Here is a 20,455-nt window from a genome sequence, read left to right as displayed (position 1 = left end):
TCGAAAATTTCAAGCCCGGCTAAACCCTTGTGTTGCGTTGCAATAGAATTTTGCGTTCTTTGCATCTTCAAATTACAAAGCAGTTACATCCACGAAAGCACCAGAAATGACAGAACTAGCCAAAAAACGGCCTGAATTCCGCAACATCAATGCCTTCAAGGACTTGACGACCTACCGCATGACACCTGCCGCGTGGGTTTCGATCCTGCACCGCGCCAGCGGACTGATCATGTTCCTGCTGCTGCCTTTCATCATCTGGATGTTCGACACCTCGGTGTCTTCCGAAATCTCGTTCGCCAAATTCTCGGCGGCCTTCAATATCGGCATCGGTTTTGTGCCCGGCTGGTTCATCAAGCTGGTCGCTCTGGCCCTGATCTGGGCCTATCTGCACCACTTCACTGCCGGCCTGCGCCACCTGTGGATGGACGTGAGCCACAGCGCCGTGAACAAGCAATTTGGCAAAAGCTCTGCCCTGACCGTTCTGGTCATCAGCATTGGGCTGGCCCTGGTGCTGGGCGCCAAGCTTTTCGGCCTGTACTGATCAACCCACAAAAACGGCGGTCGCTGCCAGCCAGCGCCTGTTGAAGAACGAGAGGAAATTTCCATGTCCGTCAATTACGGTTCCAAGCGCGTCGTCGTCGGCGCCCACTATGGCCTGCGCGACTGGCTCAGCCAGCGTGTCACGGCAGTCCTGATGGCACTGTTCACCCTGGCCCTGCTGGCCCAGGTCATCTTCTCCAAAGGCCCCATCGGCTACGACAAATGGGCGGGCATTTTCTCGGCCCAATGGATGAAGGTGCTGACCTTCTCCGTGATCATTTCTCTGGCTTGGCATGCCTGGATCGGCCTGCGCGAAGTCCTGATGGACTACATCAAGCCCGTGGGCCTGCGCCTGGCACTGCAAGTGCTCAGCATTGTCTGGCTGGTCAGCTGCGCTGGCTGGGGCATCCAGGTTCTGTGGCGTCTCTGATTCCCGCGATTGAAGGTACACAATGAGCTATACAAAAGCCAATATCACTAAGCGCAAGTTCGACGTTGTCATCGTCGGGGCCGGCGGCTCCGGCATGCGTGCCGCGCTTGAACTCTCCCGCGCAGGCCTGAACGTGGCCTCGCTGTCCAAGGTGTTCCCTACCCGCTCCCACACCGTGGCAGCACAAGGCGGCGTGAGCGCATCGCTGGGTAATATGTCCGAGGACAACTGGCACTACCACTTCTACGACACCATCAAGGGCTCTGACTGGCTGGGCGACCAGGATGCCATCGAGTTCATGTGCCGCGAAGCACCCAACGTGGTGTATGAGCTGGAACACTTCGGCATGCCGTTCGACCGCAACCCCGACGGCACGATCTACCAGCGCCCCTTCGGCGGCCACACCGCCAACTACGGTGAAAAGCCCGTGCAACGCGCCTGCGCTGCCGCTGACCGCACCGGCCACGCGATGCTGCACACGCTGTACCAGCAGAACGTGAAGGCCAAGACGAACTTCTTCGTGGAGTGGATGGCCCTGGACCTGATCCGCGACGCTGACGGCGACGTGGTGGGCGTGACCGCCATCGAGATGGAAACCGGCGACCTGTACATCCTGGAAGCCAAGACCGTGCTGCTGGCCACCGGTGGTGCCGGCCGCATCTTCGCCGCATCGACCAACGCCTTCATCAACACCGGTGACGGCCTGGGCATGGCCGCACGCGCGGGCATCCCGCTGCAGGACATGGAGTTCTGGCAGTTCCACCCCACCGGCGTGGCCGGCGCTGGCGTGCTGCTGACCGAAGGCTGCCGTGGCGAAGGCGCCATCCTGCTCAACAGCAACGGCGAGCGCTTCATGGAGCGCTATGCGCCCACACTGAAGGACCTGGCACCGCGCGATTTCGTATCCCGCTCGATGGACCAGGAAATCAAGGAAGGCCGTGGCTGCGGCCCCAACAAGGACTACGTGCTGCTCAAGCTCGACCACCTGGGCGCAGACACCATCCACAAGCGCCTGCCCTCGGTGTACGAAATTGGCGTCAACTTCGCCAACGTGGACATCACCAAGGAACCGATCCCTGTGGTGCCCACCATCCACTATCAGATGGGTGGCGTGCCCACCAACATCAACGGCCAGGTCGTCACCCATGACGGCACCGGCAACAAGGTCGTCAATGGCCTGTACGCCGTCGGCGAATGCTCCTGCGTGAGCGTGCACGGCGCCAACCGCCTGGGCACCAACTCGCTGCTGGACCTGCTGGTGTTCGGCAAGGCCGCTGGCCGCCACATCGTCGAGTTCAACAACAAGAACAAGGAGCACAAGCCCCTGCCAGCCGATGCGGCCGATCGCACGCTGGAGCGCCTGAACCAGCTCGACCAATCCACGGGTGGCATCTACTCGCAAGCCCTGGCAGGCGACATCCGCTCTGCCATGCAGCAGCACGCTGGCGTGTTCCGCACCCAGGTCAGCATGGACGAAGGCGTCAAGAAGATCGCCGAACTGCGCAGCCGCGTGGCCGGCATCACGCTGCAGGACAAGTCCAAGGTGTTCAACACCGCACGCATCGAAGCGCTGGAAGTGGACAACCTGATCGAAGTGGCCCAGGCCACGATGGTGTCGGCCGCTGCCCGCAAGGAATGCCGTGGCGCCCATACGGTGTACGACTACGAACAGCCTGCCGACCACCCCACGGCACCGCTGGGCCGCAACGACGCCGAGTGGATGAAGCACACCCTCTGGCACAGCGCCGACAACAGCCTGACCTACAAGCCAGTGAACCTCAAGCCCCTGACGGTAGACAGCGTTCCCCCCAAGGTCCGGACGTTCTAAACAGTAGCCCCACGAGAGCAGAACCATGCAAAAGCGCACATTCCAAATCTACCGCTACGATCCGGACAAGGACGCCAAGCCCTACATGCAGACCATCGAGATCGAACTCGACGGCCACGAGCGCATGCTGCTGGACGCCCTGGTCAAGCTCAAGGAACAAGACCCTACGTTGTCGTTCCGCCGCTCCTGCCGCGAAGGCGTGTGTGGCTCTGACGCCATGAACATCAATGGAAAGAACGGCCTGGCCTGCTTGACCAACATGAACACGCTCAAGGGTGTTATCACGCTCAAGCCATTGCCCGGCCTGCCCGTGATCCGCGACCTGATCGTGGACATGACGCAGTTCTTCAAGCAGTACAACTCGATCAAGCCCTACCTGATCAACGAAGGCCTGCTGCCCGAGAAAGAACGCCTGCAAAGCCCCGAAGAGCGCGACGAGCTCAACGGCCTGTACGAGTGCATTCTTTGCGCGAGCTGCTCCACCAGCTGCCCCAGCTTCTGGTGGAACCCTGACAAGTTCGTGGGCCCTGCCGGCTTGCTGCAGGCCTACCGCTTCATCGCCGACAGCCGCGACGATGCCACGGGCGAGCGCCTCGACAACCTCGAAGACCCGTACCGCCTGTTCCGCTGCCACACCATCATGAACTGCGTGGACGTGTGCCCCAAGGGCCTGAACCCCACCAAGGCGATTGGCAAGATCAAGGAACTGATGGTGCGCCGCGCCATCTGACCCTGCACCCTCCGAGCCACCGGCCATGCAATCACCGTCCACCACCTCCATCGCACCAGAGGCGGCGTCGCCGCTGCTGGACGAGCGTGAGTTGAGCAAGCTGCACTGGCGCTGCCGGCGCGGCCTGCTCGAGAACGATCTGTTCATCGAGCAGTTCTTCACCCGCTACGAGTCCACGTTGACCCAGCGCCACGCGCAAGGCATGCGTGCGCTGATGGATCTGGCGGACAACGACCTGCTGGACCTGCTGCTGCGGCGGCGAGAGCCCTCGGGCGAACAAGACACACAAGAAGCGCGTGAAGTGCTCGGCATGCTGAGACAAAGCGGTGGCGCCACGGCAGTGCATGCCTGACACCCAGCCCTCGCACCAAGACCGGATTCGTATCGGCAACCTACCCAAGGAAAGTAACAATGAAGCTAGCTGACAACAAAGCCACCCTGTCGTTCAGTAACGGCAGCCCCAGCGTGGACCTGCCGGTCTATCAGGGCAGCATCGGCCCGGACGTCATCGACATCCGCAAGCTGTATGCGCAGACGGGCATGTTCACCTATGACCCGGGCTTCCTGTCCACAGCAGCCACCCAGTCGGCCATCACCTACATCGATGGCGACAAGGGCGAGTTGCTGTACCGCGGCTACCCCATTGAGCAGTTGGCTGAGAACTGCGACTTCCTGGAAACCTGCCACCTGCTGCTGTACGGCGATCTGCCCAACGCAGCACAAAAGACCGACTTCACCAGCCGCGTGACCAACCACACCATGGTCAACGAGCAGATGCAGTTCTTCCTGCGTGGCTTCCGCCGCGACGCGCACCCCATGGCTGTGCTGACCGGTCTGGTGGGTGCCCTGTCGGCCTTCTACCACGACAGCACGGACATCAACAATCCGCAGCACCGCGAGATCGCCGCGATCCGCCTGATCGCCAAGATGCCTACCCTGGTCGCCATGGCTTACAAGTACGGCATGGGCCAGCCTTACATGTACCCGCAGAACCACCTGAGCTACGCAGGCAACTTCCTGCGCATGATGTTCGGCACGCCCTGCGAAGAGTACAAGGTCAACCCCGTGCTGGAACGCGCGCTGGACCGCATCTTCATCCTGCACGCTGACCACGAGCAGAACGCCTCGACCTCCACCGTGCGCCTGTGCGGCTCGTCGGGCACCAACCCGTTCGCCGCCATCGCCGCGGGCGTGGCCTGCCTCTGGGGCCCTGCCCACGGCGGCGCCAACGAAGCTGCACTGAATATGCTGTACGACATCCAGGCCCAAGGCGGCGTGGAAAAGATCGGCGACTTCATCAAGCAGGTCAAGGACAAGAACTCCGGCGTCAAGCTGATGGGCTTTGGCCACCGCGTGTACAAGAACTACGACCCCCGCGCCAAGCTCATGCAAGAGACTTGCAATGAAGTGCTGGCCGAGCTGGGCCTGGAAAACGACCCGCTGTTCAAGCTGGCCAAGGAACTGGAAAAGATCGCCCTGGAAGACGACTACTTCGTGCAGCGCAAGCTCTACCCGAACGTGGACTTCTACTCCGGCATCGTGCAGCGCGCCATCGGCATCCCGGTGAACCTGTTCACCGGCATCTTCAGCCTGGCCCGCACCGTGGGCTGGATCGCCCAGCTGAACGAGATGATCGGCGACCCCGAGTACAAGATCGGCCGCCCCCGCCAGCTGTTCACCGGCTCCGTGCGCCGCGACGTGCCTCCCCTGGCCAGCCGCTGATCGGTTCGGCGCACTGCGCCGCTCCCGCACCCCACAAAGCCCGCAGGCAGTGCCTGCGGGCTTTTTTCATGGCTCATCAAGAGGTGCTCACTGCCAGTTCCTGAATACTCCCCCTGAGTAATAGCTCTTTTAATGCCCGTAGCGCAATCAGCATATGTGCTTGTCTTTTATACTGCCACCCAGTACACCCCAGTGAACGACCAGCCAGCCGCCTGACCATGCCCCACACTGCCGAAGACAAACAACGCGCCATCACACGCCTGCGCCGCATCAAGGGCCAGGCCGAGGCGCTGGAGCGCGCGGTGGAGGCGGGCAGTGACTGCGCCCCCATCCTGCAGCAGCTGGCGGCCATGCGTGGCGCCGTGCACGGACTGATGGCCGACCTGCTCGACAGCCACGTGCGAGAGACGCTGGCGGAAAAACCGGCCCCGTCCCAGCAAGCCATTGACGAAACGCTGGCGCTGCTTCGCTCCTACCTCAAATAGACCGCCCACCCGCATTCCCTACCCGATTGACCGAAAGGACCACCCCATGAAATCCCGCGCCGCCGTTGCCTTCAAAGCCGGAGAACCCCTGCAGATCGTCGAGATCGACGTCGCCCCGCCCAAAAAGGGCGAAGTGCTTATCAAGATCACCGACACCGGCGTGTGCCACACCGACGCCTTTACCCTGAGCGGTGACGACCCCGAAGGCCTGTTCCCCGTGGTGCTGGGCCATGAAGGCGCGGGCATCGTGGTGGAAGTGGGCGAAGGCGTGACCAGCGTGAAGCCCGGCGACCACGTCATCCCGCTCTACACCGCCGAATGCGGCGAGTGCCTGTTCTGCAAGAGCGGCAAGACCAATCTGTGCGTGAGCGTGCGCGCCACGCAGGGCAAAGGTGTGATGCCCGATGGCACCACGCGCTTCAGCTACAACGGCCAGCCCATCTACCACTACATGGGCTGCAGCACGTTCAGCGAATACACCGTGGTGGCCGAGGTCTCGCTCGCCAAGGTCAACCCCAACGCCAACCCCGAGCAGGTCTGCCTGCTGGGCTGCGGCGTGACCACGGGCCTGGGCGCCGTGAAGAACACCGCCAAGGTGCAAGAGGGCGACACGGTGGCCGTGTTCGGCCTGGGTGGCATCGGCCTGGCCGTGATCCAGGGCGCCAAGCTGGCCAAGGCCGGGCGCATCATCGCCATCGACACCAACCCCTCCAAGTTCGACCTGGCCCGCACCTTTGGCGCCACCGACTGCGTGAATCCCAAGGACTTCGACAAGCCGATCCAGCAGGTCATCGTGGAGATGACGACCTGGGGCGTGGACCACAGCTTTGAGTGCATCGGCAACGTGAACGTGATGCGCGCGGCACTGGAATGCGCGCACCGGGGCTGGGGCCAGTCGGTCATCATCGGCGTGGCAGGCGCGGGGCAAGAGATCAGCACCCGCCCCTTCCAGCTCGTCACGGGCCGCAAGTGGCTGGGCACGGCGTTTGGCGGCGTCAAGGGCCGCAGCGAGCTGCCCGGCATGGTCGAAGACGCAATGGCCGGCAAGATCCAGCTCGCGCCCTTTGTGACCCACACCATGGGCCTGAAGGACATCAACGAAGCCTTTGACCTGATGCACGAAGGCAAGTCCATCCGCTCGGTCGTCAAGTACGCTGCTTAACCCTGCACAGCGCCAGCGCCCACAGCCCCTGAGACCACAGGGCACTCCGGGTGCTGGCCCCGACGGGCCATGAAAAACGGCTTGGAGCCGTCTTTTAGGGTCCCTACCAGCGAAAACTGCCTCAAGCGCTACGAAATATTGCCTGAGCAGCTATCAATTCAAGAGCAAACACCATGACCACTCCCCTGGACCTGCTCAGCCAGCACGCCTGTTTTGGCGGCGAGCAGCGCTTTTACCAGCACACCTCCACCACCATCGGCCTGCCGATGAAGTTCTCGGTGTACCTGCCGCCCCAGGCACAACAGGGCCCTGTGCCCGCCGTGTTGTACCTGGCCGGGCTGACCTGCACCGAGGAGACCTTTGCCATCAAGGCCGGAGCCCAGCGTCTGGCTGCCGAACTGGGCCTGGCCCTGATCGCGCCCGACACCAGCCCGCGCGGCGAGGCCGTTTTGGCCCTGCCCGGCGCCACGGCCAGCTGGGACTTTGGCGTGGGCGCGGGCTTCTACCTCGACGCTACGCAGAGCCCATGGAACACGCACTGGCGCATGGAGAGCTACCTGCTGCAAGAGCTGCTGCCCTTGGTGGGCCAGCACCTGCCCATCGACGGGCAGCGCCTGGGCATCTTCGGCCACAGCATGGGCGGCCATGGCGCTCTCACGCTGGCCCTGCGCCACCCCGGCCGCTTCAAGACGGTGTCGGCCTTTGCGCCCATCTGCGCGCCCACCCAGTGCCCCTGGGGCGAAAAGGCCTTCACCGGTTACCTGGGCCCCGACCGCACCACCTGGCTGGAGCACGATGCCACGGTGCTGATGCAGCACCAGCCCATCGCGCCCTACCCGGCGGGCATCCTCATCGACCAGGGGCTGGACGACAAATTCCTGGCCGACCAGCTGCACCCCCACCTGTTCGAGGCCGCGTGCCAGGCCATCGGCCAGCCGCTCACGCTGCGCCGGCATGCGGGTTACGACCACGGCTACTACTTTGTGCAGAGCTTTGTGGGCGACCATTTGGCCCACCATGCGCGGGGTCTTGGCGCCGGACATTAATGCGCACTTAAGCAACTGGCAGCACACTAGCGGGCTATGCTTTTGTCCCTGCGGCGCCTGCTGCCCTTTGCCTCGGCTTCACGCTCGGAGCCTCCCTCCGCCTCCCCTACACCCCGCCCCCTGCACCCCGCATGGGTGGTGGTGCTGGTCAGCACCTGGCTGGCCACGGCCTGCAACGTCCCGCTGTGGCAAGAGGTGGCCCAGCTGCCCGGCCAGGGCAGCCTGCGTGGCTGGGGCTTTGCACTGGCGTTTGCGCTCATCGTCGCGGCGGGCAACGCCGCGCTGCTGAGCCTGCTGGCCTGGCGCTGGACGCTCAAGCCCGCCGTGCTGGTGCTGGTGCTGATGGCCGCGTTTGGTGCGTACTTCATGCTGGCCTATGGCATCGCCATCGACGCCAGCATGCTGGTCAACGTGATGCAGACCGACGTGAAGGAAGCAGGCGACCTGCTCAACCTGCGCATGCTGGGCACCGTGCTCATCCTGGCCGTGCCGCCCCTGTTGTGGCTGTACCGCCGCCCCGTGCAGCGCCTGACCGCGCTGCGCCATGTGGCGCACAACGGCCTGCTGCTGGCAGGCTCCATCGCCGTCATCGTGGTGTGCCTGCTGCTGGTGTTCCAGGACTTTGCATCGACCATGCGCAACCACACCAAGCTGCGCTACCTGATCAACCCGCTCAACAGCGTGTACGCGCTGGGCAACATTGCCACCAAGCCCCTGCGCATGGACACCAGCAAAATCCTGCCCCTGGGCCGTGACGCCCAACTGGGCGCCAGCTACGCCAGCCAGGCCAAGCCCCCGCTGCTGGTGCTGGTGCTGGGCGAGACGGGCCGTAGCGGCAACTTTGGCCTGAACGGCTATGAGCGCGATACCACCCCCCGCCTGTCGGCCCGCAAGGACCTGGTGAGTGCACGCAACGCCTGGTCCTGCGGCACCAGCACCGCCGCGTCGGTGCCCTGCATGTATTCGCACCTGGGCCGCACAGGCTACGAAGGCCGCTCGGCCAACTACGAAAGCCTGATCGACGTGCTGCACCACGCCGGCCTTGCGGTGCTGTGGGTGGACAACCAGTCGGGCTGCAAGGGCGTGTGCGACCGGGTGGGCGAGACCATCACCAGCACCCAGAAAGACCCGGCGCTGTGCACTGGCGGCGAGTGCCTGGACCGCGTGATGCTCAAGGACCTGGACGCCCAGATCGCCGCCCTGCCCGCCGAGCAGCGCCAGCGTGGCACCGTGGTGGTGATGCACCAGATGGGCAGCCACGGCCCCGCGTACTACAAGCGCTCTGCGCCCGAGAACAAGAAGTTTGGCCCCGAATGCACCTCCACTGCCTTGCAGGAATGCCAGCGCGAGCAGGTGGTCAACGCCTACGACAACAGCATCGTCGAGACCGATCATTTCCTCGATTCAGTGCTCCAGTGGCTGGGAGCGCAGGAAAAACATGCCCAGACAGCTATGATTTACGTAGCAGACCATGGCGAGTCGCTGGGTGAGAACAACATCTACCTGCACGGCCTGCCCTACTCCATTGCCCCCGACGTGCAAAAACACGTACCCTGGATCACCTGGCTGTCACCCACCATGCAGGCGCGCACCCACCTCGCCACGGGCTGCCTGCAGCAAGACCTGGGCGAGCGACGCATCACGCACGACCACTACTTCCACTCGGTACTGGGCCTGATGGATGTGAAGACCGAGGCGTACAACACCGAGCTGGACATGTTTGCCGCGTGCCGCAAGCCCGCCGCGGCGGGCTGAGGCGGACCGAAGCGGGGCCAGGCGGACGGCCCCGGCAGCCCTGTGCCACAAAGGTGTGGCGCAGGGCGCAGACAGCTCAGCTCCCTTGGGGCAACAACAGAATCTTGCCGATGCTGGCGCCAGACTCCATGCGCCGATGGGCCTGTGCGGCATCGGCCAGTGCAAACGTGCTGTCGATCACCGGCCGGATCACTCCGGCGGCCAAGGCTGGCAGCCACTGCCGGGCAAACCGCTGCACCATGGCCTGCTTGACCTCGGGCGGGCGGGACTTCATCACGGTGCCAAAAATCTGCAGGTGGCGGTACAGCAGCACATCCATGGGCAGCTCCGCACCCTGCGCACCGCCCAGCAGCCCCACCGACACCAGGCGTCCGCCGTTGGCCAGCGACCGCACGTTGCGCTGCAGGTACGGAGCCCCGATAAAGTCGATCACCACATCCACGCCCCGGCCCTGCGTGGCCTGGTCCACCACCGCCTGAAAGTCTTCGCTGCGGTAGTCGATAAACACATCGGCCCCGCAGCCCAGCACAGCGCCGCGCTTGTCGCCCCCCGCCGTGGCAAACACGCGCGCTCCCGCCGCATGGGCCAGTTGCACGGCGGCTGAGCCCACGCCGCCCGCTGCGGCATGGATCAGCACCGACTCGCCCGCGTGCAGGCGGGCCAGGTGGAACAGCGCCTCGTGCGCGGTCACGAACACCTCGGCCACGGCGCCAGCGGCTACCAAGTCCATGCCCGCAGGCACCGGCATGGCCATGCGGTGATCAATGCGTGACAGCTCGGCGTAGGCCCCGCCGCCCACGATGCCCATCACGCGGTCGCCCACGGCAAAGCCTTGCACCTCGAGCCCCATGGCGACCACCGTCCCCGCAATCTCCAGCCCCATGGTGTCGGCATCGCCAAAGTAGGCGCGACCATAGGCCCCTTTGCGGTGCAGCAGGTCGGCCCGGTTGACGCCGATGGCGGCGTTGCGCACCAGCAGGTCGTGCGGGCGCACCTCGGGGACAGGGATCTCGCGCGCCACCAGCACTTCGGGGCCGCCGAAGTCATCGAACACGATGGCTTGCATGGTGCGTTGGGGGTTTGCAGGTTGTTCGGCCGCTGGTGTGGACATGGGTGTTGCTCCTCAAGCAATGGTTTCAGTGCCTTCAAGGATAGGGCGCCCCGCAGTGATTTAAACGCAGCAATTTCGTTCTACAGCGATGCAAATTTGCATCACACTCACCAATCATCCGCAACCTCCATACGGCCATGAACTGGGACGACACCCGCATCTTTCTTGCCCTGACCCGCGCGCCCTCCTTGCGCGCCGCCGCGCGCAGCCTGGGCGTGGACCAGGCCACCGTCGGGCGGAGGCTGAACGCGCTGGAGGCCGAACTGGGCGCCAAGCTGTTTCTGCGTGCCAAGGACGGCTACCTGCTCACCGCTGCAGGCGAGACAGCGCTTGCCGCGGCCCGCCGCATGGAAAGCGCGGCCCTGGACCTGCGCACCCGCATCGAGGGCCAGGACACCAGCCCTGGCGGCCTGGTGCGTGTGACCAGCACCGACTCGATCGCCATCGACCTGCTGATGCCCGCCATTGAGCGCCTGCAGCAGCACTGGCCCCACATCCGCGTGGACCTGGAGGTGTCCACCCAGTTGCTCAGCCTCAGCCGCCGCCAGGTGGACATCGCTTTCCGCAACGTCCGGCCCGAGACGCCCGACCTCGTGGTGCGCCGCGTGGTGTCGTGGCCTGTGGGCCTGTTCGCCAGTGCAGGCTATGTCGAGCGTTTTGGCATGCCGGTGCCAGAGGACGAACTGCGCGGCCACCACCTGGTGGCCTACGCACCTTACCTGGAGCAAAGCCCGTTTCTGACCATGGCGGGCGTGCCTGCGCGCCAGGCCCGGATTGCGCTGGCCGTGCGCTCCAGCCTGCTGGTGCGCAAGGGCGTGGCAGCGGGCATTGGCCTGGGTGAAATGCCGGTGTGGATGGGGGCGCGCGAAGGCCTGGTGCGCATCTGGCCCGAGCGCCGCCGGGCGACCGACTACGAGGTCTGGCAAGTCATGCACCCCGACCTGCAACGCACGGCCCGGGTGCGCGCCACCGCAGAGTTTCTGTCCGAGGCATTCCAAGTCCAGTAGGCGCCCCAAGCCGATGGAGCCCGCCCCGCCGGGCCGGGCCGCCACTGCAGCACCGGATGCACCATACTCTGACGCAGACCCATACCCCTTGCGACCCACCATGCCACACACCATTCACCACCAGGAACAGGACGCCAAAGGTGCGTTCTACATCGAGCACAACGGCCAGCGCCTGGCCGAGATGACCTACAGCCGCACCAACGCCACGATGATCATCGTGGACCACACCGAGGTGGACCCATCGCTCGGCGGCCAGGGTATGGGGCGCGCGCTGCTCGACGCACTGGTCCAATGGGCCAGGGCCACGGGCACCAAGGTGGTCCCGCTGTGCCCGTTTGCCAAGGCGCAGTTCGACAAGGACGCGTCTTTGCGGGACGTGCTGGTGTAAACAGGCCCGCTGACAGCGGTGCCCGCCCGAGGCGGTCCATTGCTGGTCACTGCGGGTCATGGCAAAGAACGCGATTGCCCGTGGATGGGCGGCGCAACCCGCGCGCGTCGATGGTGGAGTGACTCCAGTCCTGTCGGCCCATAGCCGCTGAAGACGCCAGGCGCCTTCAGGTAGAAAATTCCGCCATGAATCAAAGCGTCATTTACGCCCTGAGCGCAGCGGTGCTCTTTGGCGCCAGCACCCCATTTGCCAAGCTGCTGACGGGCGACCTGCCACCGGTGCTGCTGGCAGGCCTTCTGTATCTGGGCAGCGGCCTGGGACTGGCCCTGGTGCGTGTGGTCCGCGATGGCGGGCTCAAGCCCTCTGGCATTCCCTTGAATGAATGGCCATGGCTCCTGGGCGCCGTGCTGTTTGGAGGCGTGGTGGGGCCGGTGGCGCTGATGCTGGGACTGCGCTCCACCAGCGGCGCCACGGCTTCGCTGCTGATGAATCTGGAAGCGGTGCTGACCGCAGTCATTGCCTGGTGGGTGTTCAAAGAAAACGCCGACCGGCGCATCGTGGGGGGCATGCTTGCCATCGTGGCGGGAGGCATTGCCCTGGGCTGGCAGACCGGCTCTCCGTGGCAACCCGGCGGCACGGGCTCCTGGCTGGTGGGCCTGGCCTGCTTGTGCTGGGCCATCGACAACAACCTCACACGCAAGGTTTCTGCCTCCGACGCGCTCTTCGTTGCCAGCATCAAGGGCCTGATCGCGGGGTCGGTCAACACCACGCTGGCCATCAGCATGGGCGCCGCCTGGCCTTCGTGGGCCACACTGTCTGCAACGATGGCTGTCGGCCTTTTGGGATACGGACTGAGCCTTGTGCTGTTTGTGCTGGCATTGCGCGGGCTCGGCACAGCCCGCACGGGAGCCTACTTCTCCACCGCGCCCTTCATGGGGGTGGTTGTGTCCTTGTTGGTGTTCTCGGAGCCAACCTCGTGGGTGTTCTGGATGGCCGCTGCGCTGATGGGCCTGGGGGTGTGGTTGCACCTCACGGAACACCACAGCCATGAGCACCAACACGAAGCGCTGGAACACGAGCACGAACACGAACATGACGAGCACCACCAGCACGCGCATGGCGTAGAGCATCGCGGCAGCGGCAAACACAGCCACCGACACACGCACCTGCCACTGAAGCACACGCACCTGCACTACCCGGACATCCACCATCGGCATGTGCATTGAGACCGAACACCCGCTTGTGGCGGGGCCGTCCCTTTGCAGGCAGTACGGCATTCGGCGTTAAGCGCCCTCCCCCACAGTCATCACCAAGGGACGCGCCGTCGGCGAGCCCGTAGGGTGTGCAATCACCGCAGTGCCATCCAGCCCTCCACCTCTCCCACCAAATGTGCCCGGAACACCTCGGCGATCGGTGACAGCTGCTTGCCCTTGGGCCAGACCAGGTGCCACTGCGACTGGATGGGAAAGCCCTGCACGTTGAGCACGGCAAGCCCCTCGTGGTGCGGGCCCAGGGCGTGGTGGGAGACGATGGAGACGCCCAGCTGGCCCTCCACCGACTCCTTGATGGCTTCATTGCTGCCCAGCTCCAGCAATGCGCTGGGCGCAAAACCCAGTTGGCGCAGGTGGGCGTCGGTGGCCATGCGGGTGCCGGAGCCTTTTTCGCGCAAGATGAAACGCTCCGTCTGCAATTGCGCGAGCTTGATGCGCTTTTTGGCGGCCAGGGGGTGGCCTGCGGGGGCGATGACAACCAGCGGGTTCGGCATGAGGATCTGGTCCTCCAGCGGCAAATCCGCAGGCGGCATGGACATGACGTAGAGGTCGTCCAGATTGCTGCGCAAGCGGGTGATGACGTGGTCGCGGTTGAGTACCTCCAGCGAGATATCGATCTGCGGGTGCAGCTTGCAGAAGCTGCCCAGCAGGCGGGGCACAAAGTATTTGGCGGTGCTGACCACGGCGACCTTGAGGCGCCCGCTGGTGAGGCCCTTGGCGCCCGACACGCGCTGCTCGAACGCATCCCACTCGCCCGCAATGGCACGCGCAGTGCGGGCCAGGGCGTGTCCCGCCTCGGTCAGGTGTACACGGCGTGAGACCACCTCGTACAGCGGCAGGCCCACGGCCTGGGTCACCTCACGCAACTGCATGGAGGCCGTGGGCTGCGTGACATGCATGACCTTGGCAGCGGCGCTGACGCTGCCCGTCTCGGCCAGCGCCAGGAACAGCCGCAGCTGGCGAAAGGTGATGTTCATAGATTTTTATCTATAGATAACTGCGTTCGAATCGATTTTACTTTGCAGCCACACATCCCTAGCATCGGCCCCCAACAAGGAGTTGAATGATGCAAAGCTTGCTGGACCCCGCGATTTTGTTTTTTGCCCTGGGAGTGTTTGCGGGCCTGGTCCGATCCAACCTGGAGATGCCGGCGGCGATCTCGAAGTTCTTGTCCATCTACCTGCTGATGGCGCTGGGCCTCAAGGGCGGGTTTGCCTTGGCGGCTTCAGGCCTGACACCCAGTGTGGCCAGCAGTCTGGGGCTGGCGGTGCTGCTGGCCGTGGTGGTGCCGCTGGTGGGCTATGTGCTGCTGCGGCGGGTGCTGTCGGGCTTTAACGCGGCGGCGGTCGCAGCCACCTACGGATCGGTCAGCGCCGTGACCTTTGTGACGGCCACGCAGTACCTGGAGTCACAGCACATTGCCTACGGCGGCTACATGGCGGCAGCCATGGCGCTGATGGAGTCGCCCGCCATCATCCTGGCGGTGATGCTGGCCAATGCGATGCGGCAGCGGCAGTCAGTGGCTCAGTCGTTGGCAGTCACCCCCTCAAGCCCCCTCCTGCGCGTGTCACCGGTGGTCGCCATGGCGTCGGCAGCGGGCCCCGCACTGGGTGGCGCAAGCGCAGGGGGCGCACCTGGCAAGCCGGGGCCTCACCTGTCGGTGGGCAAGATCCTGCACGAGTCGTTCACCGACGGCACCCAGTTGCTCCTGCTGGGCGCCATGGTGATCGGCATGGTGACTGGCGATGCCGGCAAGGCGGCCATGCAGCCGTTCTCGGGCGATCTGTTCAAGGGCATGCTGTGCCTGTTCTTGCTGGACATGGGCCTGTCCACGGCTCGCAACCTGCCTGCGGTGCGCAAGCAGTCGCCATGGCTGCTGGCTTACGCGGTGCTGGGGCCGCTGACGCACGCCAGCCTGGCCCTGGCGCTGGCCTGGCTGCTGCAGGTGCCCACGGGGGATGCCGTGCTGCTCATGGTGCTGGCCGCCAGCGCGTCCTACATCGCGGTGCCTGCCGTGGTGCGCTATGCCATCCCCGAAGCCGACCCGTCGCTGTACGTGAGCCTCTCGCTGGGGGTGACGTTTCCGCTGAACATCCTGGTGGGTATTCCGCTGTACACCCAGATAGTGCAGCGGGTGTGGGGGGGCTGACGAGGCAACGCATTGCGGCCTGCGGCGCGCAGTGCAAAGTGCACGGAGATGGGCGCGGGATCTAGAAAAGGCTCCCCTGCCCTTTCAGCAGTCCCGGCCTGAACTGCCCCAGGTCCAGCCCCTCGCGCTCCCGGTTGAGCCCCAGGCGGCGGCAGGTGTTGGCAAACCGCTGGCGCAGCAAATCGGCCCACAGCCCGCTGCCCTTCATGCGGGTGGCGAAGTCGCTGTCATAGGTCTTGCCGGCGGCGCGCTGCGCATCGGTGAGGTGGTGCAGGTCTTGCACCCGCGCCATGACGCGCGCTGCACGCTGCGGGTAGTGCACCGTGAGCCACTCGCGAAACAACGCGTCCAGCTCCCACGGCAAGCGTAGCACGGTGTAGAACGCGGTGCGCGCACCGGCATCGCGCGCGGCCTCCAGCACCTGCTCCATGTCTTCGGTGATGAAGGGGATCTGGGGCGCCACGCTCACGCCCACCGGCACTCCCGCCTCGGCCAGGGCACGGATGGTGCGCAGCCGCCGGTGGGGCGCGGCGGCGCGGGGTTCCATGCGGCGAGCCAGCGCAGCGTCGAGTGTGGTGATGGTGATGTACACCGCCGCCAAGCGCTGCGCTGCCAGCGGGGCGAGCAGGTCCAGGTCGCGCTCCACGCCGCTGGATTTGGTGATCAACGAAAACGGGTGGCGCGCCTCGCGCATCACTTCGATCACGCTGCGCGTGAGCTTCAGGTCGCGCTCCACGGGCTGGTAGCAGTCGGTGGCGGAGCCGATGTTGAGCAAACGCGGCAGGTAACGCGGCTGAGCAAGCTCTTGACGCAACACCTGCGCCACGTTGTGCTTGGCCACGATCTGCGTCTCAAAGTCGAGCCCGGGCGAAAAATTGAGGTAGCTGTGCGTGGGCCGGGCGTAGCAGTAAATGCATCCGTGCTCGCAGCCCCGGTAGGGGTTGACCGAGAGCTCAAAAAAGATGTCTGGCGAGTCGTTGGCGCAGATGGCACTGCGTGCCGTTTCGAAATGCACGCGGGTGGCGGGTGAGGGGCTGGCGCAGGCGCCCTCGTCGCCCCCGCCCCATGCATCACCCTCTTCAGCCCCCCCGCCGTTCGGCTTGCCATCCTGAGCCGTACCCGTGCCACCCTGCTCCACGCCCTCGGCCCTGCCAAGGGCGCGCGGATGGTTCCACCCATCATCCTCACGTTCGCGCTGGTCTTTGGCAAAGCGGTGGGCCATGGCCGTGGAGGCACCGCGCCCGCGGATGGCCTGCAGCGGAATCCGGATGTCCTGCGGCTGTGCAGGCAGGTCGTCGTCGGGAGGGTCAAGTGAACTCATGGCCATCGAGTGGTGGAGCAGCATGCACAATAAAACTGTTTATTTATACAGTATTTATCCACCACCTACAAACCTACCCCTCTGGCAAAGCCCCAATTCGGTGCAAAGCCTCGCACCAACTCCTGGCGCACTTCTTGCTTCAACTTGGTGCAAATCTGTGGCGTCGGATGAAAACGCACCAGAGTCGATCAATCACTATCGCGAGGACGTTATGGAAGCACTCAAACAGGGCACAGATGCCTTGTTCATCTTGCTCGGGGCGATCATGGTATTGGCCATGCACGCCGGGTTTGCGTTTCTGGAGCTGGGCACAGTCCGCAAAAAGAATCAGGTGAATGCGCTGGTCAAGATCCTGGTGGACTTTTCGGTGTCCACGGTGGTCTATTTTGTGGTCGGCTACACAGTGGCCTACGGCACGCATTTCTTCATCGGTGCCGAATCGCTGGTGCAGCAAAGCGGCTATGCGCTGGTCAAGTTCTTCTTCTTGCTCACGTTTGCGGCAGCCATTCCAGCCATTGTGTCGGGCGGCATCGCGGAGCGCGCCAAGTTTTGGCCGCAACTGCTGGCAACAGCAGTCATCGTGGGCTTTGTGTACCCGTTTTTTGAGGGTATTGCCTGGAACCAGCATTTTGGTGTGCAGGGCTGGATCAAGGCGCTGACGGGCGAAGAGTTCCACGACTTTGCGGGCTCGGTGGTGGTGCACGCCATGGGCGGCTGGATTGCGTTGCCGGCGGTGATCCTGCTGGGCTCTCGCGCCAACCGCTACCGCAAGGACGGTGCGATCTCGGCCCACCCGCCGTCCAACATCCCGTTTCTGGCGCTGGGCGCCTGGGTGCTGGTGGTGGGCTGGTTCGGCTTCAATGTGATGAGCGCGCAGACCGTGGACAAGCTTTCGGGCCTCGTCGCGGTGAACTCGCTGATGGCCATGGTGGGCGGCACGCTGGCCGCCCTGGTGCTGGGCAAGAACGACCCCGGGTTTGTGCACAACGGCCCGCTGGCGGGTCTGGTGGCCGTGTGTGCGGGCTCGGACCTCATGCACCCGCTGGGTGCGCTGGTGGTCGGCGCGGTGGCCGGAGCCATTTTTGTGCTGATGTTCACCCTGACGCAAAACAAATGGAAGATTGACGACGTGCTGGGCGTATGGCCGCTGCACGGGCTGTGCGGCACCTGGGGCGGACTGGCTGCGGGTATCTTTGGCAGCAAGGCGTTGGGCGGGCTGGGCGGGGTCAGCCTGTCGGCCCAGCTCATCGGTACCGGCCTGGGCGTGCTCTGGGCCCTGGTTGGCGGCGTGGTGGTGTACGGCATCCTCAAGCAGACGGTGGGTATCCGCCTGACACAGGAAGAAGAGTTTGACGGCGCCGACCTGAGCATCCACAAGATCAGCGCCACGCCCGACCGCGAAGTGAGCTGGTAGCCAGCCCAACCGGCGGCGGCCCGGGCCCGGCACCACGCCTGGTGCAAGGCCCAGCCGTCGCCTTGGCGCCCCGTCTGACATCGCCTGGGCCGGCGCACGGCTATACCTGAGCCCTGCGCCCCAGCGGCTCCACGGTCACAATCGCGCCATGTTGTCTTTGCCCTCCTTGTCCTTGACCCTGCCCCTGCGGGCCCGCCCCGGCTGGCTGGGCATGGCGCTGGTGGTGGTTGCCATGGCCCTTGCCGGTTGTGCGGGCCTGCCCAAGGATGTGGACCGCCCGGTGTCGGCAGCCTGGTCGGCCCCTGGCGATACCCCCCTGGGCCAGTTGGTAGCAGCACGCAGGGTCGCCGAAGGGGCGCGGCACGCTTCGGGGTTTGCGCTGCTCAGCGGCCCGCAAGCCGCCTACAGCAGCCGCCTGGCACTGGTGGACGCCGCACAGAAAACCCTGGACCTGCAGTACTACGCGATTCACGCAGACGCCAGCAGCGAACGCCTGCTGCTCAGCGTGATGGCAGCAGCCCAGCGCGGCGTGCGGGTGCGCGTGCTGCTGGACGACTTCCACAGCACCGGGCGTGATGCGCAGGTGATGCGGCTGGCGTTTGTGCCCAACATCGAGATGCGCATGTTCAACCCCCTCACGGGCGCAAGGGGGTCTCCCATTGGCCGCATGCTGGGCCTGCTGGGCGACTTCTCGCGCGTGCAGCAGCGCATGCACAACAAGCTGTTCATTGCCGACAACGCCATGGCTGTGACCGGGGGCCGCAACCTGGGTGACGCCTATTTCGGCAATGCCGACTCGGGCAACTTTGTGGACCTGGACGTGCTGGCTGCAGGCCCCATCGTGCGGGACCTGTCGCGCAGCTTTGACAGCTACTGGAACAACGAACGCGCCTACCCGGTGCAGTCGCTCATCACACAGGGCGAGCTTGACCATCTGCGCGACAGCATCCGTGTGGCTGACGAAGGGCGAAGACGCCGTGTCGCAGGCCAGGGTGGCACCACCGCCCCAGACCGCCTGCCGCCCGACATGGGGCCAGGCACTACCGCAGCGCAGCGCGCACGGATCTGGAACTACGAGCCCATGGACCTGGAGCGCACCCCGTTCGTCTGGGCTGCGGCGGCCGTGCTGGTGGACCAGCCTGCCAAGATCCCGGCCGACAGCGCAGGGATGGGCAATGGGGCTGCTCTGGCCTTGGCAGCACCGCCGCCGGGCCCAGGCGCCAGCGCCGCCGCAGGGGCGACCCGCAGCCCCAAGGCCGCTGCTGCCGCCTTGGTCTCGGGGTCCCGCACGATACCGGCGGCTGACAGCGCGGCAGCCTCCCCACCCCGCGTGCTGCCGGCGGCCGATAGCGCCACCGCATCTTCCAACGGCGCGCCACCCGACAGCCCCCGCGCAAGCCCCGAAGCCACCGAGGCCCAAACCGACACCGTGGTGGACGGGCTGTTGCAGCTCATGGGCCAAGCGCGGCGCGACCTGCTCATCATCTCGCCCTACTTTGTGCCGGGGCCGGACATGGAGGCCGCCTTTGCGGCGGCGAGGGCACGCGGCGTGCGGGTGCGGGTGCTGACCAATTCGCTGGCCTCCAACGACGCGCCCATTGCGCATGCCGGCTATGCCCGCCACCGGCCGCAGCTGCTTGCCATGGGGGTGGAGCTGTACGAGATGCACAGCGAACTACCAGGGGTGCTGCGGGGAGCGCTGGGCGTATCGGGCAGCATGGGCGGCGGCGCGGGTGCCGTGGGTTCGCAAGGCAGCTCGCGCGCCATGCTGCACTCCAAGCTGATGATCGTGGACGGCCGACTGCTGGCAGTGGGGTCGATGAACCTTGACATGCGCTCGCAGCGGCAGAACACCGAGGTGGCGCTGCTGATCCGCAGCATGGAGCTGTCTCGCCGCGCCCTCACTCAGATCGACACGGCGCTGAAAGAATCCGCGTGGCAGGTGCAGGCCACCGACCAGGGCCTGCGCTGGCGCGCCCCCGAGGGCAGCGGGCTGCCAGACGCCACGACCGAGCCCGACGCCAGTGCCCCGCTGCGGCTGATGCTGCAGCTGCTGGGCCCCCTGGCGCCCGACCACCTGCTGTAGCAGCGGCCTG

At 65.2% G+C, this 20,455-nt stretch carries 19 protein-coding genes; 16 read left to right on the top strand and 3 right to left on the bottom strand.

What is annotated here, in order from left to right; all coding sequences use genetic code 11:
• The first annotated feature begins 106 nt into the window (after positions 1-106).
• From sdhC to C8C96_RS11465, 10 genes are all read left to right on the top strand, one after another.
• Positions 107-541 carry a succinate dehydrogenase, cytochrome b556 subunit gene (gene sdhC / locus C8C96_RS11510; protein WP_056064896.1) on the top strand — a complete coding sequence of 145 codons (435 nt, stop codon included), beginning with the start codon at positions 107-109 and terminating at the stop codon, positions 539-541.
• 63 nt (positions 542-604) lie between these two features.
• The gene (gene sdhD / locus C8C96_RS11505; protein ID WP_121942398.1) at positions 605-970 is read left to right on the top strand and encodes a succinate dehydrogenase, hydrophobic membrane anchor protein; all 366 of its coding nucleotides are present in this window, start codon (positions 605-607) and stop codon (positions 968-970) included.
• Positions 971-992: 22 nt separating this feature from the next.
• The gene (gene sdhA, locus C8C96_RS11500; protein ID WP_121942397.1) at positions 993-2,798 is read left to right on the top strand and encodes a succinate dehydrogenase flavoprotein subunit; all 1,806 of its coding nucleotides are present in this window, start codon (positions 993-995) and stop codon (positions 2,796-2,798) included.
• A gap of 25 nt (positions 2,799-2,823) precedes the next feature.
• Positions 2,824-3,528 carry a succinate dehydrogenase iron-sulfur subunit gene (locus tag C8C96_RS11495; protein WP_056642496.1) on the top strand — a complete coding sequence of 235 codons (705 nt, stop codon included), beginning with the start codon at positions 2,824-2,826 and terminating at the stop codon, positions 3,526-3,528.
• Between the two features lie 25 nt (positions 3,529-3,553).
• Entirely contained in the window at positions 3,554-3,880 is a 327-nt protein-coding gene (locus tag C8C96_RS11490) for a succinate dehydrogenase assembly factor 2 (protein WP_121942396.1), read from the top strand.
• A gap of 59 nt (positions 3,881-3,939) precedes the next feature.
• Positions 3,940-5,250 (top strand): citrate synthase, encoded by a 1,311-nt coding sequence (locus C8C96_RS11485; RefSeq protein ID WP_056064903.1) that lies wholly within the window; start codon positions 3,940-3,942, stop codon positions 5,248-5,250.
• A 218-nt stretch (positions 5,251-5,468) separates the two neighbouring features.
• A complete protein-coding gene (locus C8C96_RS11480; protein WP_056064906.1) occupies positions 5,469-5,735 on the top strand; it encodes a metal/formaldehyde-sensitive transcriptional repressor in 267 nt (88 codons plus the stop codon).
• A 46-nt stretch (positions 5,736-5,781) separates the two neighbouring features.
• Positions 5,782-6,897 (top strand): S-(hydroxymethyl)glutathione dehydrogenase/class III alcohol dehydrogenase, encoded by a 1,116-nt coding sequence (locus C8C96_RS11475; protein WP_015015063.1) that lies wholly within the window; start codon positions 5,782-5,784, stop codon positions 6,895-6,897.
• 173 nt (positions 6,898-7,070) lie between these two features.
• Positions 7,071-7,943, top strand: a complete 873-nt coding sequence (gene fghA, locus C8C96_RS11470) for an S-formylglutathione hydrolase (RefSeq protein ID WP_121942395.1) — start codon at positions 7,071-7,073, stop codon at positions 7,941-7,943.
• A gap of 36 nt (positions 7,944-7,979) precedes the next feature.
• On the top strand, positions 7,980-9,698 hold the full coding sequence (locus tag C8C96_RS11465) for a phosphoethanolamine transferase (protein ID WP_121942394.1): 1,719 nt from the start codon (positions 7,980-7,982) through the stop codon (positions 9,696-9,698).
• 76 nt (positions 9,699-9,774) lie between these two features.
• On the opposite strand, the gene C8C96_RS11460 is transcribed toward C8C96_RS11465, so the two are convergent.
• Complete coding sequence (locus tag C8C96_RS11460) at positions 9,775-10,809, bottom strand: NAD(P)H-quinone oxidoreductase (protein WP_233584221.1); 1,035 nt, start codon at positions 10,807-10,809, stop codon at positions 9,775-9,777.
• 137 nt (positions 10,810-10,946) lie between these two features.
• On the opposite strand from C8C96_RS11460, the gene C8C96_RS11455 reads away from it, so the two are divergent.
• From C8C96_RS11455 to C8C96_RS11445, 3 genes are all read left to right on the top strand, one after another.
• The gene (locus C8C96_RS11455) at positions 10,947-11,816 is read left to right on the top strand and encodes a LysR family transcriptional regulator (protein WP_056064917.1); all 870 of its coding nucleotides are present in this window, start codon (positions 10,947-10,949) and stop codon (positions 11,814-11,816) included.
• A gap of 100 nt (positions 11,817-11,916) precedes the next feature.
• A complete protein-coding gene (locus C8C96_RS11450; RefSeq protein WP_121942393.1) occupies positions 11,917-12,204 on the top strand; it encodes a GNAT family N-acetyltransferase in 288 nt (95 codons plus the stop codon).
• Between the two features lie 185 nt (positions 12,205-12,389).
• Positions 12,390-13,430 (top strand): DMT family transporter, encoded by a 1,041-nt coding sequence (locus C8C96_RS11445; RefSeq protein ID WP_121942392.1) that lies wholly within the window; start codon positions 12,390-12,392, stop codon positions 13,428-13,430.
• A gap of 122 nt (positions 13,431-13,552) precedes the next feature.
• On the opposite strand, the gene C8C96_RS11440 is transcribed toward C8C96_RS11445, so the two are convergent.
• Positions 13,553-14,452, bottom strand: coding sequence for a LysR family transcriptional regulator (locus tag C8C96_RS11440; RefSeq protein WP_056064920.1), 900 nt, complete (start codon positions 14,450-14,452; stop codon positions 13,553-13,555).
• Positions 14,453-14,541: 89 nt separating this feature from the next.
• Here C8C96_RS11440 and C8C96_RS11435 point away from each other — a divergent pair, with 89 nt between their 5' ends.
• Entirely contained in the window at positions 14,542-15,624 is a 1,083-nt protein-coding gene (locus C8C96_RS11435) for a sodium-dependent bicarbonate transport family permease (RefSeq protein ID WP_121943981.1), read from the top strand.
• Between the two features lie 61 nt (positions 15,625-15,685).
• Here the strand turns inward: C8C96_RS11435 and C8C96_RS11430 are convergent, their stop codons facing one another.
• Complete coding sequence (locus tag C8C96_RS11430; RefSeq protein ID WP_233584220.1) at positions 15,686-16,945, bottom strand: PA0069 family radical SAM protein; 1,260 nt, start codon at positions 16,943-16,945, stop codon at positions 15,686-15,688.
• A 211-nt stretch (positions 16,946-17,156) separates the two neighbouring features.
• On the opposite strand from C8C96_RS11430, the gene C8C96_RS11425 reads away from it, so the two are divergent.
• Together C8C96_RS11425 and C8C96_RS11420 are read left to right on the top strand one after the other, a co-directional pair.
• Entirely contained in the window at positions 17,157-18,359 is a 1,203-nt protein-coding gene (locus C8C96_RS11425; protein ID WP_056064922.1) for an ammonium transporter, read from the top strand.
• 148 nt (positions 18,360-18,507) lie between these two features.
• Complete coding sequence (locus C8C96_RS11420) at positions 18,508-20,445, top strand: phospholipase D family protein (RefSeq protein WP_121942391.1); 1,938 nt, start codon at positions 18,508-18,510, stop codon at positions 20,443-20,445.
• The last annotated feature ends 10 nt before the right edge of the window (positions 20,446-20,455 follow it).

It is taken from the genome of Acidovorax sp. 100 (assembly GCF_003688355.1).
GTDB classification, from domain to species: domain Bacteria; phylum Pseudomonadota; class Gammaproteobacteria; order Burkholderiales; family Burkholderiaceae_C; genus Acidovorax; species Acidovorax delafieldii.
This window is presented reverse-complemented; position numbering and strand designations above follow the sequence as displayed.